The organism is Pseudomonas sp. LBUM1659 (assembly GCF_059716045.1).
In genome coordinates this window covers 6,372,881-6,388,502 of sequence record NZ_CP166797.1, presented here as the reverse complement: position 1 = coordinate 6,388,502, position 15,622 = coordinate 6,372,881, and the positions used below count along the sequence as shown (strand labels likewise).

The 15,622-nt window shown below is 59.0% G+C and carries 9 protein-coding genes and 1 pseudogene; 5 read left to right on the top strand and 5 right to left on the bottom strand.

Going from position 1 to position 15,622, the window contains the following annotated elements; all coding sequences use genetic code 11:
* Window positions 1–270: 270 nt before the first annotated feature.
* The 3 genes from ACA048_RS29205 to uvrD all read right to left on the bottom strand — a co-directional run bounded on the left by ACA048_RS29205 (window position 271) and on the right by uvrD (window position 4,092).
* Entirely contained in the window at window positions 271–1,143 is an 873-nt protein-coding gene (locus ACA048_RS29205; RefSeq protein ID WP_497627334.1) for a Tim44 domain-containing protein, read from the bottom strand.
* A 177-nt stretch (window positions 1,144–1,320) separates the two neighbouring features.
* Window positions 1,321–1,761 (bottom strand): EamA family transporter, encoded by a 441-nt coding sequence (locus ACA048_RS29200; protein WP_497627333.1) that lies wholly within the window; start codon window positions 1,759–1,761, stop codon window positions 1,321–1,323.
* A 147-nt stretch (window positions 1,762–1,908) separates the two neighbouring features.
* Window positions 1,909–4,092 (bottom strand): DNA helicase II, encoded by a 2,184-nt coding sequence (gene uvrD / locus ACA048_RS29195; protein WP_497627332.1) that lies wholly within the window; start codon window positions 4,090–4,092, stop codon window positions 1,909–1,911.
* A gap of 258 nt (window positions 4,093–4,350) precedes the next feature.
* Between uvrD and ACA048_RS29190 the strand changes: the two genes are divergently transcribed.
* From ACA048_RS29190 to ACA048_RS29180, 3 genes are all read left to right on the top strand, one after another.
* On the top strand, window positions 4,351–7,221 hold the full coding sequence (locus ACA048_RS29190) for an EAL domain-containing protein (protein WP_497627331.1): 2,871 nt from the start codon (window positions 4,351–4,353) through the stop codon (window positions 7,219–7,221).
* Between the two features lie 135 nt (window positions 7,222–7,356).
* A complete protein-coding gene (gene hexR, locus ACA048_RS29185; protein ID WP_497627330.1) occupies window positions 7,357–8,223 on the top strand; it encodes a transcriptional regulator HexR in 867 nt (288 codons plus the stop codon).
* A gap of 204 nt (window positions 8,224–8,427) precedes the next feature.
* Window positions 8,428–8,637, top strand: a complete 210-nt coding sequence (locus ACA048_RS29180; protein ID WP_497627329.1) for a PA3496 family putative envelope integrity protein — start codon at window positions 8,428–8,430, stop codon at window positions 8,635–8,637.
* Here ACA048_RS29180 and ACA048_RS29175 read toward each other — a convergent pair.
* On the bottom strand, window positions 8,579–9,541 hold the full coding sequence (locus ACA048_RS29175; protein WP_497627328.1) for a LysR family transcriptional regulator: 963 nt from the start codon (window positions 9,539–9,541) through the stop codon (window positions 8,579–8,581). The genes ACA048_RS29180 and ACA048_RS29175 overlap by 59 nt on opposite strands.
* A 192-nt stretch (window positions 9,542–9,733) precedes the next feature.
* Here ACA048_RS29175 and ACA048_RS29170 point away from each other — a divergent pair, with 192 nt between their 5' ends.
* Both ACA048_RS29170 and oadA read left to right on the top strand, forming a co-directional pair.
* On the top strand, window positions 9,734–11,149 hold the full coding sequence (locus ACA048_RS29170) for an acetyl-CoA carboxylase biotin carboxylase subunit (protein ID WP_046030798.1): 1,416 nt from the start codon (window positions 9,734–9,736) through the stop codon (window positions 11,147–11,149).
* Window positions 11,150–11,160: 11 nt separating this feature from the next.
* Window positions 11,161–12,969 (top strand): sodium-extruding oxaloacetate decarboxylase subunit alpha, encoded by a 1,809-nt coding sequence (gene oadA, locus ACA048_RS29165; protein WP_497627327.1) that lies wholly within the window; start codon window positions 11,161–11,163, stop codon window positions 12,967–12,969.
* 76 nt (window positions 12,970–13,045) lie between these two features.
* Here the strand turns inward: oadA and ACA048_RS29160 are convergent.
* A pseudogene (locus tag ACA048_RS29160) lies at window positions 13,046–15,555 on the bottom strand (autotransporter family protein).
* Window positions 15,556–15,622 lie beyond the last annotated feature (67 nt).

The following is a 15,622-nucleotide window of genomic DNA, read 5'->3' as shown; positions in this document are numbered from 1 at the left end:
TCCGGGATCCTCTTGCTTGATGGCGCGGTTTAGTTGGGGCGGTTTATACAGTAGCTCGCTATAGATGCAACCGCGAAATAGAAAACCCCGGCATAGGCCGGGGTTTTCATTACAGCATGCTAGGTTCTGTCTGGAACGTGCCTGCGCGTCGATCATACTGCGTTAAAAACAGGTTCGAAATGCTCATTGACTAACGTCAACTCCGCTTTCTCACCTGTTTTTGCCTTGTCTGATCTTAGCTCGGCACCTTCCAAACAGAACCGGGTCGGATCAGCCGTTCTGGCGGATACCGGCCACCAGCCAAGGCTGGTTTTCGCCCTGTGGACGTTCCATGTTCCAGCTTTCGCTGAACACTTCGCCCTGGTCGAAGCGCGAAGTCTTCGACACACCACTGAAGGTCAGGGTGGCGATGGTCTTGTCGGCACGATCATCCACGCCGTCCAGTTGAACATTGAGGTTATCAATGTAGGTGGACTGGAAACTTTCGCCCAGATCGGCGCGTTCGCGCTTGAGGAACTCGAGCAGCTGCGGGGTCACGAACTCGGCGATCTTGTCCATTTCGTTAGCGTCCCAGTGTTGTTGCAGGGACTGGAAGTGGTTGCGGGCCGCTTCGATGAAGTTCTGTTCGTTGAACCAGGCTGGTGCGTTGATTACCGGACGAGCGGCGACAGGTGCTGCCGAGCCCCCGAAGATCGAACCGCCAGCCGGTTTGTTCTCGAACACTTCACGCTGCATCGGCGCGTGGCCAGCTGGAGCCATGTGCTCCTGTTGCTTGCGACGACGAGCGGCGATGAAGCGGAAGACCAGGAAGGCGATGACCGCCATGATCAGGATGTCGAAGATCTGCATGCCCTGGAAGCCGTCGCCCATGAACATGGAGGCCAGCAGGCCGCCGGCAGCGATGCCGGCCAGAGGGCCGAGCCAGCGTGAAGCACCGCCAGCCTTGGCCGCAGCGCCAGCGGCACCGGCCGCGCCCGCAGTGGCAGCAGCGCCACCTGCGGCAGAAGAAGGAGCCATTTGGCTGGTCTGGTGAGTCGGCGCAGCGCCGGAGCTCTTGCCGCCACCAAAGCGCTTGGCGTTGGCGTCGAGGCTCATCGTCAGGCCGATGCACAACGCCATGGCGATGCTAAGAAAACGTTTCATAAAGGGTAATCCCATTTGTGGATGGCACGCGCGCCATGTTGCACAGCTGAAGTGTTACTGGCTAGCGGCAGAGTGTTTCGGGCTTTTGCCTGACAGGTTGCGTTCAGCTTCAGTCAGCGCAATAAGGCCTTTTACTTTGGTCCGTAGGACGAATGGATAGTTCTGTAAGAAAGATGCCTAGCGTCGCAGCGCCAGCAAGACCACACCGGCCGTGATCAGACCGATTCCGCCCCAATGGCGCAGGTCGAGTTTTTCGCCCAGCAGGACCACGCCGAGCACCGCCACCAGCACCACGCTGAGCTTGTCTACCGGAGCGACCAACGAGGCCGGCCCCAGTTTCAGCGCGCGGAAGTAGCAGATCCACGAGGCACCGGTGGCCAGTCCCGACAGCAGCAGGAACAGATAGCTCCTGGCCGAGATCGATCCTAATGACTGATATTGGCCCGTGGCGTACAAAATCAAGGCCAGACTGACCAGTACCACGACAGTGCGCAGCAGCGTGGCGAAGTCCGAGTTGACGTTTTCGATGCCGACTTTGGCGAAGATCGCGGTCATGGCGGCGAATGCAGCCGAAAGCAGGGCCCAGAATGTCCAGGAAGAAAAGAAGCCTGAGCCCATTATTTCGCGCCTGTTGAGGTAGATTCAACACAAAGCCCTGTGGGAGTGAGCCTGCTCGCGATAGCCAGACCGCGGTTAAACAGATATACCGAGTTGCTTGCATTCGCGAGCAGGCTCGCTCCCACAGAAAAGCTGATCAGTTAGCCCTTAAATAGCTTCCAGTTTCGCGTAGCCCAGCATCAGCCACTTGCTGCCTTCGCTGAAGTTCACCTGTACCCGCGCCTGAGCCCCGGCACCTTCGAAATTCAGGATCACACCGTCACCAAAGATCGAGTGCCTTACAGTCTGACCCAGGCTGAAGCCGGTTTCCGGAATCTCGCTGCCGCTGAACAAGTTACTGCCGCTCATCGATTGATTGCCACCGAACGGACGGCTGACGCTATTGGACAGCCGCACTTCCTGAATCAGGCCTTTGGGCACTTCCCGTACGAAACGCGACACCTTGTTGTAGGTTTCGCTGCCGTACAGGCGTCGGGTCTCAGCATAGGTCATCACCAGATTATTCATGGCACGGGTGATGCCCACGTAGGCCAAACGGCGTTCCTCCTCAAGACGGCCGGGCTCTTCCAGGCTCATCTTGTGCGGGAACAGACCTTCTTCCATGCCCACCAGGAACACGTAAGGGAATTCCAGGCCCTTGGCACTGTGCAAGGTCATCAGCTGAATGCTGTCTTCGTGCTCTTCGGCCTGGGTATCCCCGGCTTCCAGCGACGCATGGCCAAGGAATGCCGCCAGCGGCGTCAGGTCTTCGTCTTCTTCAGTGTTTTCGAAGTTACGCGCCGCGCTGACCAGTTCCTCAAGGTTTTCTACCCGAGCCTGGCCTTTCTCGCCTTTTTCCGCCTGGTGATAGGCAATCAGCCCTGATTGCTCGATGACCGTCTGGGTCATCAGGTGCAGGGGCATTTCAATGCACTTGGCGGCGAGGTTCTCGATCAGCTCGATAAAGGCGCCGAGCGCGCCAGCAGCGCGACCGGTCAGGCCTTTATTAGCCACCAGCAGACGCATGGCTTCCCACATCGACACATCGCTGTGACGGGCGTGATCGCGGATCGCTTCGACGGTTTTCTCACCAATGCCACGGGCCGGGACGTTGATCACCCGCTCCAGCGCCGCATCATTGCCACGGCCTTCCAGCAAGCGCAGGTAAGCCATGGCGTTTTTGATTTCTGCCCGCTCGAAGAAGCGCTGACCGCCATAGATGCGGTACGGAATGCGCTCGCGAAGCAAGGCTTCTTCCAAAACGCGTGATTGGGCGTTAGAGCGGTACAAAATAGCGATATCGCTACGGGCCAAGCCGGTTTTCAGCGCGCTTTCAATGGTTTCCACTACATAGCGTGCTTCATCGTGTTCGTTGAACGCGGCGTACAGGTTGATCGCTTCGCCTTCGCCGCCATCGGTCCACAGCTCTTTGCCCATGCGCCCGGTGTTGTTGGCAATCAGGGCGTTGGCGGCCTTGAGGATCCCGGCCGTGGAGCGGTAGTTCTGCTCCAGACGAATGGTCTCGGCATCCGGGAAGTCGTCGGAGTACTGATAGATGTTCTCGATTTTCGCGCCACGCCAGCCGTAAATCGACTGATCGTCGTCGCCCACCACCATCAGGCTGTCGCCGCCCTTGGCCAGCAAACGCAGCCAGGCGTACTGCACGGCGTTGGTGTCCTGGAATTCGTCTACCAGGATGTGGCGGAAGCGTTTCTGATAATGAGCCAGCAAGCCCGGGTGATCGCGCCACAAATCGAGGGCACGCAGCAGCAATTCAGAGAAATCGATCACGCCGGCGCGCAGGCAAGCAGCCTCGTAGGCCTCATAAATGCTGCGCATGGTCGCCAGGAACATATCGCCACTGGCTTGAATGTGTTGCGGACGCAGACCTTCGTCTTTCTGCCCATTGATGAACCACTGGGCCTGACGGGCCGGCCAGCGTTGCTCGTCCAGGCCCAGCTCGCGGATCACCCGCTTGACCAAGCGTTGCTGGTCGTCACTGTCGAGAATCTGGAAGGTCTGGCTCAGGCCGGCTTCCTGCCAGTGCGCACGCAGCAAGCGGTGCGCCAGGCCGTGGAAGGTGCCAACCCACATGCCGGCCGGGTTGAGCCCCATCAGCTGCTCGATGCGCTGACGCATCTCGGCCGCGGCCTTGTTGGTGAAGGTCACCGACAGGATCGAGTGGGGCGAAGCGTTTTCGACCTGGATCAACCAGGCGATACGGTGCACCAGCACTCGGGTTTTACCGGAACCAGCACCGGCCAGGACCAACTGACGACCCACGCGGGCAGCTACGGCCTGGCGTTGGGCATCGTTGAGGGAGTTCAGCAGAAGGGAGAGATCATCGCGCATCGGGGCATTCTAGGGTGCGCCGACACACCGGGCAAACCGAGCTTTGCATTAACCGATGAAAGATCCACGAAAGACGACCGGTCAGTCACTGGCCGCGGGCGTTGACGGGCCGCGCTCCAACGGTTTTGGAGGGGCGGCGGGGGGCTGAAATATTGTCGAATTTGTGATCCGGGGCAGTTTGGTAAGGGCATTGGCTTGTGTATGCTCCGTCGACGTTTCGGGCTCATGCTCATCATTATAAGAACAAGAACATTGCCTATGACCCACAGCATCGACCTGTCGGGCCCCGCGGTGGAGCCTCGGGTTATCCGCAAACAGTACGCCATGGAAATGGCGGTCGAACGCACGCGCCTGCTTTATCAGGGCTCGCTGCTGCCCACGTTATTCATGTTGATCAATGGTCTGGTCTGCGCCCGTTTGCTCTGGAATCCGCAGCGCCATTTCCTGGTCAGCGTCTGGCTGGTGTGGCTGTTGTCGCTGGTGGCGTTACGGGTGATTCAGGTCGCGGCCTTCGATTCGGCGATTCCTGACCGGCAGGCGCATCCGATCTGGCGTCGGATGTTTTTGCTCGGCTCTGGCCTCACCGGCCTGACGCTGGCCGGCGCCGGTATTGCGTTGGTGCCCGCCGACAATTTCATGCAGCAAGCGTGGGTGTTCGGCCTGATCGGCGCCGCGGCCCTTTCTGCCAGTGTTGCGTACGCGGTCAGCCTGCCGGCGTTTCTGTCTTTTACCTTGCCCTGCCTGTTGCCGGCCATCATCTATTTATTCTGGGGCGGCGACGCACAGGGTCAAGGCTGGGGTTGGTTCGGGTTGATTTTGTTGGGGGCGCTGAATGTGATCGCCTGGCAGATCAACCGCCTGATCGACCGCGGATTGCTGCGACGCTTCCAGAATCAGGCATTGATCGAGCACTTGCAGCAAGCGCAAAGCCGTAGCGATCATCTCAATCACGAACTGGCCAAGGAAATCGACCAGCGCCGCTGCGCCGAAGACCAACTGCGTGAAGCCCAAGTCGAACTGGAAAACCGTGTTGCCCAGCGCAGCCTGGAGCTGGACGCCGCGAACCAGGCCCTGAGCAAGAGTGAAGCGCGGCTGGCGTTGGCGTTGAATGCCAGCGAACTTGGGCTGTGGGACTGGAACCTGCAAACCGATGAAGTCCATCACACGCAGATCCAGGAATTGTTCGGCCTGGCACCGGAGTACGTGACGGCCATGCTTCGTCACCTCAAACCTCGTCTACACCCGGAAGACGTGCCGGTGCTGAAGAGAACGTTGGTCGAGCATTTGAAAGGCCGCAGCGAGGACTACCAGATCGAGTACCGCGTGCGGCATGGCGACGGCCACTGGGTCTGGATTGAGGATCGCGGCCGGGCTGTTGAACGCAGCAAGAATGGTCGGGTGATCCGCATGGTCGGCACCCGTCGTGACATCAGCGCAACAAAGCGTCAGGAAGACCAGCGCCAACTGGCGGCGACCGTGTTTGAAGCCGCCAGCGAAGGCATCGTGATTTTCGACCCCGATTACGCGTTGATCGCGGTCAATCAGGCCTTCAGCCGAGTCACCGGCTATGACATTGACGACATGCTGGGCCGCAACGTCGTCGAATTGCCGTGCAGTCGCGATGCGCGCCGACACTATGGTGCAATTCATCGGGCGCTGGAGCAGCACGGAACCTGGCAAGGCGAGTTGGTGGAGACCCGTAAAAACGGCGAGCTCTATCCACAATGGCTGCAATTGAATGCGGTGCGCGATACGAGAGGAAACGTCAGTCATATTGTCGGCTTTTTCGCCGATCTGTCGGCCCGTCGCGAATCCGAAGAGCGCATGCGTTATCTGACCCACTACGACGAGCTGACGGGCCTGGCGAACCGTTCGTTGTTCCGGGAACGGCTGCGCGAGGCCCATCAGCGGGTGCGTCAGGGCGGGCGTAGCCTGGCGTTGCTGCACATCAATCTGGACCGTTTCAAATTACTCAATGACAGCCTGGGTCATGACGTCGCCGACCAACTGCTGCAGAAAATGTCTCGACGCCTGGTCAACACACTGCCAGAGGCCGACACGATCGCAAGGCTTTCCGGGGATGAGTTTGCGGTGTTGTTCGATGCCTACGCAAGCCTGTCGAGCCTGGCGCGAGTGGCGACACGTTTGTCGAGCAAGCTGCGTTTGCCGGTCACCGTTGATGGTCATGAACTAGTGATAAGTGCGTCCATGGGCATTAGCATGTTGCCGGACAACGCGCGGGAAATTACCGCGCTGGTCAGTCAGTCGAACATAGCCATGCAACACGCCAAACACTTGGGTGGCGATAACTTCCAGTTTTATACCGAAAGCCTGCAAGCCAGCACCCTTGAGCGTTTGCAGCTGGAAAACCAGCTGCGCAAAGCCATTGAAGAACAGCAGCTGAAAGTCTTTTACCAACCCAAACTCTGCCTCGCCACGGGTCGACTGAACGCCGCCGAAGCGCTGGTGCGCTGGGATCATCCGACCATGGGCCGGGTGCCGCCGGGAGATTTTATCGGTCTGGCCGAGGAAATCGGCCTGATCGGCCCGATTGGCGAATTCGTATTGCGTCAGGCCTGCTGGCAAGCCTGCGAGTGGCAGCGGGAGGGGCTTGAACCGATCCGGGTGTCGGTCAACCTGTCGGTGCATCAACTGCGTCAGGGCAAGCTGGTCAGCCTGGTGCGTCAGGTGCTGGAAGAAACCGGCCTGGCGCCGCACTACCTGGAACTGGAACTCACTGAAAGCCAGTTGCTGGACAGCGTCGAGCACATCATCGCGACCTTCCAGCAGCTGCGAGATCTGGGGGTGAAGCTGGCGATTGATGATTTCGGCACCGGGTATTCATCTTTGAGCTACCTCAAACGTATCCCGGTGGACTACGTGAAGATCGATCAGGCGTTTATCCGCGGTCTGGGGGAGGGCAGCGAGGATGCGGCGATTACCCGGGCGATTATTGCCATGGCGCATGGTTTGTCGCTGAAAGTGGTGGCCGAAGGTGTGGAGCGGCAGGAGCAGCTGGAGTTTTTGAAAGTCGAGCGTTGCGATGAAGTACAGGGCTATTTGATCAGTCGTCCGGTCGACGCCGAAGATCTGGCCAAGCTGTTACGTAAGGACGCGAACCCCTTGTAGGTGCTACATGGAGCGCACGTCGCCTGAAATGGGGACATCGAGTTACGCATTGAGCAGGCAAAAAGCCAATTCTTGTAGTATAACTACAAGCTTGCTACATCCCCGGCAACTGCCAATAACAAAGAGTCCAGCCCTTTGAATCTGCTGCAACACATCGCCCAGTCACGCCACCTCTTACGCAAGTCGGAGCTCAAGGTCGCCGACCACGTGCTGCTTGATCCCGCGGCGGTGATGCACAGCTCCATGGCCGACCTGGCCCACAGCGTCGGCATCAGCGAGCCGACCATCGTGCGCTTTTGCCGCGCCATTGGTTGCTCCGGTTTTCAGGATTTGAAACTCAAGCTGGCGCAGAGCCTGGCGGCCGGTGCGAGCTTCGGCCAGTTTGCGATCCATGAAGACGATTCCGTTGCCGACTACAGCCTGAAAATCTTCGACACCACCCTGCATACCTTGATAGAGGTTCGCGAGAAGCTCGATCCGGTGGAGTTGCAGCGGGCGGTCACGCTTATGTCCCAGGCCCAGCGCGTCGAGTTCTATGGCTTTGGCGCATCGGGTGCCGTGGCTGCCGATGCCCAGCACAAGTTCTTCCGCTTGCTGCTGACCGCAGCGGCGTATTCCGATCCACACATGCAAGCGATGTCGGCAGTGACGTTGAAGCCGACGGACGTAGCGATCTGTATTTCACAGTCCGGGCGCTCCAAGGATCTACTGATCACGGCCAATCTGGTGCGTGAAAGTGGTGCCTCGCTGATCACTTTGTGTCCGAGCCAGACGCCGCTGGCGGAGCTGTCGACCGTCAACCTGGCGATCGATGTTCACGAAGACACCGAAATCTACACGCCGCTGACCTCGCGTATCGCTCACCTGGTGGTGATCGACGTATTGGCGATGGGCGTGGCCATGGCGCGCGGACCGAGCCTGGTCAACCACCTCAAGAGCGTCAAACGCAGCCTACGCAGCTTGCGGCTGTCGCCCAAGTCGGTGAAAGCGCTGGACGACTGACGTCGTCGTAAGGTCGTTCCGACCTTAATCGCCGGCAAGCCGGTCTCGCTCCCACATTTGATCGCGTTCTCCTGTGGGAGCGAGCCTGCTCGCGAACGCGCCCTCAAACATGACAACTTTCATCTGCCTGTAACCCACCCGCCGCCAAACCGTCATCCTCCGCGCCTATCTTGAAACTCCCGTAATTGCCTTGGGAGACTCGAAATGGCCCAGCCCTACGAAGAACGCAACAGCGCCGCCAAAACCCGTCGTCAGCAAGAAGATCAGCGCCGCATGGAATTTCGCCGCGCCATCGAAGATCGTTGCGAACGCCGCCAGCTGCTGGCCGAGATTGGTGATTTGCCTGAGCTGCAGCTCAACTACTGGCACGCAGCGCCGGTAACTTCGCGTCGAAACGCTCAACCAGCGCACTGATCTGCACCCGCTCGCTGCGGATAAACGCAAGGAATGCGTGGGCCACCGGTGACAGTCGCTTTGCTTTGGCCTGCACCAGGCACCAACTGCGGTACAGCGGCAGCTCTTCGACCGGCAATTCAATCAAGCCGCCGGTCGCCAACTCAAGGTTCAGGGCGTGACGCGTCAACAGCGCTACGCCCAGTCCCGCCAGCACACATTCACGCTGAGCTTCGGCTGACGAGACCTCCTGGGTCTGGTTGAAGTGCACGCGCTTTTCCTTGAAATACTCTTCGCACGCCATTCGCGTCCCGGAACCGGGTTCGCGTAGCAGGAGGGTGTAGGGCTCAAGGTCTTGCAAGCGCAGAGGCCCCATGTGGCACAACGGATGATCCGGTGGCGCCACCGCGACAATCGGGTTGTTGAGGAAGGGCAGGAACTCCAGCCCCATGTCCTGCGGCACCATCGACATGATCACCAGGTCATCACGGTTGTCCGACAGACGTCGAATCACTTGCCCCCGATTGACGACGGTCAGCTGCAGGTTAACTTCCGGATGCTGACGTTTGAACGCGGCAAACAGGTGCGGGACGAAATACTTGGCGCTGGATTCCACCGCCAGTTTCAGCTGGCCTTGCAGCGATCCTTGCATGTCCGAAAGCTGCATATCGAGGTTTTCCAGGCGCCCGAAAATATCCCGGCTGGCGCGTTGGAGTGCTTCTGCGGCCTCGGTCATGTAGAGTTTTTTGCCGACGTAGTCGAACAAGGGCTGACCAATCAGCTCCTCAAGTTGACGGATCTGTAGGCTGACGGCGGGTTGTGTGAGCGACATTTCGTCAGCTGCCCGGCTGTAGGACCGCAAATCACAGACTTCATTGAAAATCTGTAATTGACGCAATGTCATACGCATCAATGACTTACGCATTATTTGGTCGCTCTCGGCACGGGGTGATGCCACGACTATAAGTCTTTACTTATGCCTAACCCAATAATTATTCATTTTTGTTAATCCCTCGTGGGGGCTAGTGTGGGCCTGCGACTGAATTGAAACATTTGGTCACGCGTCGACCTGGTCTAGCAGGTCGTGGTTACCACCGGCTCAAGGGAACCTCCAAAAGTGATAAAAAAGATCCTGATCGCCAACCGTGGTGAGATTGCCGTACGAATCGTGCGTGCCTGCGCCGAGATGGGCATTCGCTCGGTCGCGATCTATTCCGACGCCGACCGGCATGCCTTGCATGTGAAGCGCGCGGATGAGGCCCACAGCATCGGTGCCGAGCCACTGGCCGGTTACCTGAATGCGCGAAAATTGGTGAACCTGGCCGTGGAAACCGGTTGTGATGCGTTGCATCCCGGCTACGGATTCCTCTCGGAAAACGCTGAACTGGCCGATATCTGCGCAGAGCGCGGCATCAAGTTCATTGGTCCATCGGCTGAAGTCATACGCCGCATGGGCGACAAGACTGAAGCCCGCCGCAGCATGATCAAGGCCGGCGTGCCGGTCACGCCGGGCACCGAAGGCAACGTTGCGGACATCGCCGAAGCCTTGGTCGAAGGCGACCGTATTGGTTACCCGGTGATGCTCAAGGCAACCTCCGGTGGTGGTGGTCGTGGTATCCGTCGTTGCGACAGCCGTGAAGAACTCGAACAAGCGTTCCCTCGCGTGATTTCGGAAGCCACCAAGGCGTTCGGCTCGGCAGAAGTGTTCCTGGAAAAATGCATCGTCAATCCTAAGCACATCGAAGCGCAGATTCTCGGTGACAGCTTTGGCAACGTGGTGCACCTGTTCGAGCGTGATTGCTCGATCCAGCGCCGCAACCAGAAACTGATCGAGATCGCCCCGAGCCCGCAACTGACCCCGGAACAGCGCGCCTACATCGGCGACCTGTCGGTGCGCGCAGCCAAGGCCGTGGGTTACGAGAACGCCGGTACCGTGGAGTTCCTGCTCGCCGAGGGCGAGGTGTACTTCATGGAGATGAACACCCGGGTGCAGGTGGAACACACCATCACCGAAGAAATCACCGGCATCGACATCGTGCGTGAGCAGATCCGCATCGCGTCCGGCCTGCCGCTTTCGGTGAAGCAGGAAGACATCCAGCACCGCGGTTTCGCGCTGCAGTTCCGGATCAACGCCGAAGACCCGAAAAACAACTTCCTGCCGAGCTTCGGCAAGATCACCCGTTACTACGCACCCGGCGGTCCCGGCGTACGGACCGACACGGCGATCTACACCGGTTACACCATCCCACCGTTCTACGACTCCATGTGCCTGAAACTGGTGGTGTGGGCGTTGACCTGGGAAGAGGCGATGGACCGTGGCTTGCGTGCCCTCGACGACATGCGTCTGCAAGGGGTCAAGACCACCGCCGCGTACTACCAGGAAATCCTGCGTAACCCGGAATTCCGTAGCGGCCAGTTCAACACCAGCTTCGTTGAAAGCCACCCTGAACTGACCAACTACTCGATCAAGCGCAAACCCGAAGAGCTGGCCCTGGCCATCGCCGCCGCCATCGCCGCCCACGCAGGCCTGTGAGGAATAGAACAATGAGCAAGAAGATCTTCGTAACCGACACCATCCTGCGCGACGCCCACCAATCGCTGCTCGCCACCCGCATGCGCACTGAAGACATGCTGCCGATCTGCGACAAGCTCGACAAAGTCGGTTACTGGTCGCTGGAATGCTGGGGCGGCGCGACGTTCGACGCCTGCGTACGCTTCCTCAAAGAAGACCCGTGGGAGCGTTTGCGCCAACTGCGCGCTGCGCTGCCTAACACGCGTCTGCAAATGCTTCTGCGTGGCCAGAACCTGCTGGGCTACCGCCATTACAGCGACGACGTGGTCAAAGCCTTCGTCGCCAAGGCTGCGGTCAACGGCATCGACGTGTTCCGCATCTTTGACGCCATGAACGACGTGCGTAACCTGCGCGTGGCCATCGAAGCGGTAAAAGCGGCCGGCAAACATGCCCAAGGCACCATCGCGTACACCACCAGCCCGGTGCACACCATCGAAGCCTTTGTGGCACAAGCCAAGCAAATGGAAGCCATGGGTTGCGACTCGGTGGCGATCAAGGACATGGCCGGCCTGCTGACCCCATACGCCACCGGCGAACTGGTCAGGGCGTTGAAGTCCGAGCAGTCGCTGCCGGTCTTCATCCATTCCCATGACACTGCTGGCCTGGCCGCGATGTGCCAACTCAAGGCCATCGAAAACGGTGCCGACCACATTGACACCGCGATCTCCAGCTTCGCCTGGGGCACCAGCCACCCTGGCACCGAGTCGATGGTCGCCGCCCTCAAAGGCAGCGAGTTCGACACCGGCCTGAACCTGGAGCTGCTGCAAGAGATCGGCCTGTACTTCTACGCCGTGCGCAAGAAGTACCACCAGTTCGAAAGCGAATTCACCGCCGTCGACACCCGTGTGCAAGTCAACCAGGTACCGGGCGGGATGATTTCCAACCTGGCCAACCAGTTGAAAGAGCAAGGCGCGCTAAACCGCATGAGCGAAGTACTCGCTGAAATCCCGCGCGTTCGCGAAGACCTCGGCTTCCCGCCACTGGTAACGCCGACCTCGCAAATCGTCGGTACCCAAGCGTTCTTCAACGTGTTGGCCGGAGAGCGCTACAAGACCATCACCAACGAAGTGAAGCTCTACCTGCAAGGTGGCTACGGCAAGGCGCCGGGCACCGTGAACGAACAACTGCGTCGTCAGGCGATCGGTAGCGAAGAAGTGATCGACGTGCGTCCAGCCGATCTACTCAAGCCGGAAATGACCAAACTGCGTGCTGAAATTGGCACCGTGGCCAAGTCCGAAGAAGACGTGCTGACCTACGCCATGTTCCCTGACATCGGTCGCAAATTCCTCGAGGAACGCGCTGCCGGCACCCTGACGCCTGAAGTGCTGCTGCCAATTCCTGAAGCGGGCGGCGTGGCCTCGGCCGGTGGCGAAGGCGTTCCGACCGAGTTCGTCATCGACGTCCACGGTGAAACCTACCGCGTCGACATCACCGGTGTCGGCGTCAAGGCTGAAGGCAAGCGTCACTTCTACCTGTCCATCGACGGCATGCCGGAAGAAGTGGTGTTCGAACCGCTCAACGAATTCGTCAGCGGCGGCAGCAGCAAGCGCAAGCAAGCCACCGCGCCGGGCCATGTCAGCACCACCATGCCGGGCAACATCGTCGATGTGTTGGTCAAGGAAGGCGACACCGTGAAAGCCGGCCAGGCCGTGCTGATCACCGAAGCGATGAAGATGGAAACCGAAGTTCAATCGGCCATCGCCGGCAAAGTCACCGCCATCCACGTGGCCAAGGGCGACCGGGTGAATCCGGGCGAAATCCTGATCGAGATCGAAGGCTGATTTAACAGCCTCGATACAACGCTTTAAACCTCGGGGGGGCATGTGCTCCCCTTTTTTTTCGCCCGGGATTTGAGGGTTAAAAGCGCATTCGCCACTGACCCGTTACGCCATGGTTTCGGCTGTCGGTGCCGAATTCACTGTTAAGGCTGACGCCCAACGTGTGTTTGGCTGACACACCGAAATCCAGACCTGCATCGACCAGCAAGCTGTCGCGATCCAGCGGCGCACCGGAAACGGTGAAGTCTTTCCCGCCCGTGACCAGTCGTTGGCGGGTATTGCTGTCGACGTCGCCGAAAGTGTGTTTCCAGCCGGTTGTGAATCTCGGTGTGAGTTGCATGCCTCCAGCGTGTTGAGCTTCGCCAGTCGCAGGCCGATGGTGCTGTTGAGGTTGTTCTGGGATTGGCTGTGGACTTTCAGCGCAGCGGCACCGCCTTTCTCGGTATAGCCGTCCCGCTGATAGCGTTGATAGCCAAGACCGGCGAACGGTTCAATGCTGACATTGGCGCGACCCAGGTTGTAACCGGCCTCCGCGAAGGCCTGTTGAGTGTTGGCGTCGTAGCGGCCTTCGGGGCGATCGCTGAAACCCTTGAAGGCAACCCGGCGTTTCGTGTGTCCGTCGTGATTGCTGTAAGTCGCACCGAGGCGCAGCGACACAGGACCGTCCTGGCGCAGGGCATAGGCGCCCACGTGCCAGCTGTCGAGATCGCCGTCGAGGCCGCGGCTGTCCAGTCGCGTTTCGGATTTACCACCCAACACACCCATACGCCATTGCTCATCGATGCCCCAGTCCGCGCCCAGAACCAGACCTTGTGTTGAGAATTTAAGGGCGTCGTTATCGCTATCCAGTGTTCCGCCCAGGCCTAGCGCCTGGAGCCAGACCCTGGCGTTGTTTTCACTGCCGGCGGCTACACGCGGTGCATTTCTCTGATTGCCAAATACGGCTGCGCTGTCGAGCTGGCGCATGGCCGAGAGCATGGTTGCGCTGATGGGGCCGTCGCTGTTTAGCGTCGCCTTCGCGAGATTGGCGTTGTTGCCTGCGGCCAGCTGTTCAATTGCATGAGACGCGGTGGTTTTGTCGCTACCGAGCAGGGCAGCGACAGCGGCGTTTGTAGGGGTGGATGGTTTTGGTGCGGTAGTGACGGGATTGGTAGCGGCGGGAGGGGTTGCCGCCGTGACGGGTTTGTCGGTGTTGAGTGGGGTTACGGCTGTCGATGGTATTTCAGCGGTGTTTATCGGCGCAGTGGCGGGGAGGGACGTATCGGAGCTTACCGGTGTGTTCAGTGCATCTGAAATGGTTAATGCATTGTCAGATGGCGCTGGCGCTTGCGGTATTTCCATGGGCTCTACGATGTTCTGAGCGACTTCTCGCTCGTTAGTGGCGGGATGGGTAGCCGCTGGCGGAGTTTGCGCCGTAACGGGCTGGACGGTGGTCAGAGGGGGGACGGCTGACGCTGGAAGCTCAGCAGTATTTGTCGGCGCAGAGACGGGGAGGGAGGTATCGGCGATTAAAGGTGTATTCAGTGCATGCGAGACGGTTAATGCATTGTCAGAAGGCGTCAGCACTGGCGTTATTTCCGTCGGCTCCAAGATGCTCTGTGCGACTTCTCGTCCGTTTTCGGTGTTTGCGACACTCTCGATCGGCACACCGTTTCGAGCGTAGGTCAGGCCCACGGTCTTCGCGTTGTAATGGGGCGTAGCTGTCATGAATGCCAGCTCGCTGACGATTTTGCCAAACTCACCTTTTACCTTTTTTGCTTCGATAATCGTGTACTGACTGCTTTGCGGATGAGCACCCGGTAGCGCAACAATTTTCAGTGTTGCATCGCCGAGGCTGGCTGTGCCGTCGACCTGAATAGTCTCTCCACGGCCATCGGGGGAGACCTCGTACGCAAGTACGCCAGTGCTGGAAAGGTTCAAATCGCCTTTGACCCTTGGGGCGCCTTGCACTCTATCGATGTTGAGCTGACCCAGAACCTCCAAACCACCGACAGTACCTTTGCCTGCAAACTGACCGCCATTCTCAACCGTCACAATCCCCTTTATCTCGCCATTGTTGAAGAGCTGCCCGGCCGCGCTGGCCTTGCCTTTGATGTTTCCGTTATTGGTCAGAATGCCCTTATCAAGCACCGCAACTTCGTCTTTGAAATCTCCTGTACTGGTCAGCGTCCACGATCCCGCCGAAACGTACAGGCTATTGAAGTTACGAGTGTTCCCCAGCTGGCCGCCATCAGTGCCGATGAGCTGGATGACGTTGGTACCTTTACCTCCCTCGACGCGGCCTTCGAAGCTGCCACCGTTCTTGACGATGATGAGGTCATCCCGGTCTTGCGGCTTCACGGACACATTCCGAAGTGCGGGTTGAGGCGAATCAATCTCAGACGTGAATGTGCTGGCCGCGCCTGTAAAGGCTTGAAGCCGGGCAAGCGGGTCCGCCGGCGTAGCCTCTGGAAGCTGGGTTACCTCAACGAAGCTCGTCGGCTCTGCTTGTTCTGGCAGTTGTTGAGCGTTTGTAAACTCAGTACAACCCAACGCAAGCGCAATGGCCAGTGCCAGGTTTTGTGGGCGAAATGTGTGCTGAATGGACATCGGGTTCGACCTCTTTTCAATGGAGGTCAAACTCTAAATATCGGCCTTGCATACCGATGTCAGGCGG

Coding starts and splice junctions, on each gene's coding strand:
- ACA048_RS29205 (WP_497627334.1), bottom strand. CDS start 1,143: ATGAAACGTTTTCTTAGCATCGCCATGGCGTTGTGCATCGGCCTGACG.
- ACA048_RS29190 (WP_497627331.1), top strand. CDS start 4,351: ATGACCCACAGCATCGACCTGTCGGGCCCCGCGGTGGAGCCTCGGGTT.
- uvrD (WP_497627332.1), bottom strand. CDS start 4,092: ATGCGCGATGATCTCTCCCTTCTGCTGAACTCCCTCAACGATGCCCAA.
- oadA (WP_497627327.1), top strand. CDS start 11,161: ATGAGCAAGAAGATCTTCGTAACCGACACCATCCTGCGCGACGCCCAC.
- ACA048_RS29200 (WP_497627333.1), bottom strand. CDS start 1,761: ATGGGCTCAGGCTTCTTTTCTTCCTGGACATTCTGGGCCCTGCTTTCG.
- ACA048_RS29175 (WP_497627328.1), bottom strand. CDS start 9,541: ATGCGTAAGTCATTGATGCGTATGACATTGCGTCAATTACAGATTTTC.
- ACA048_RS29180 (WP_497627329.1), top strand. CDS start 8,428: ATGGCCCAGCCCTACGAAGAACGCAACAGCGCCGCCAAAACCCGTCGT.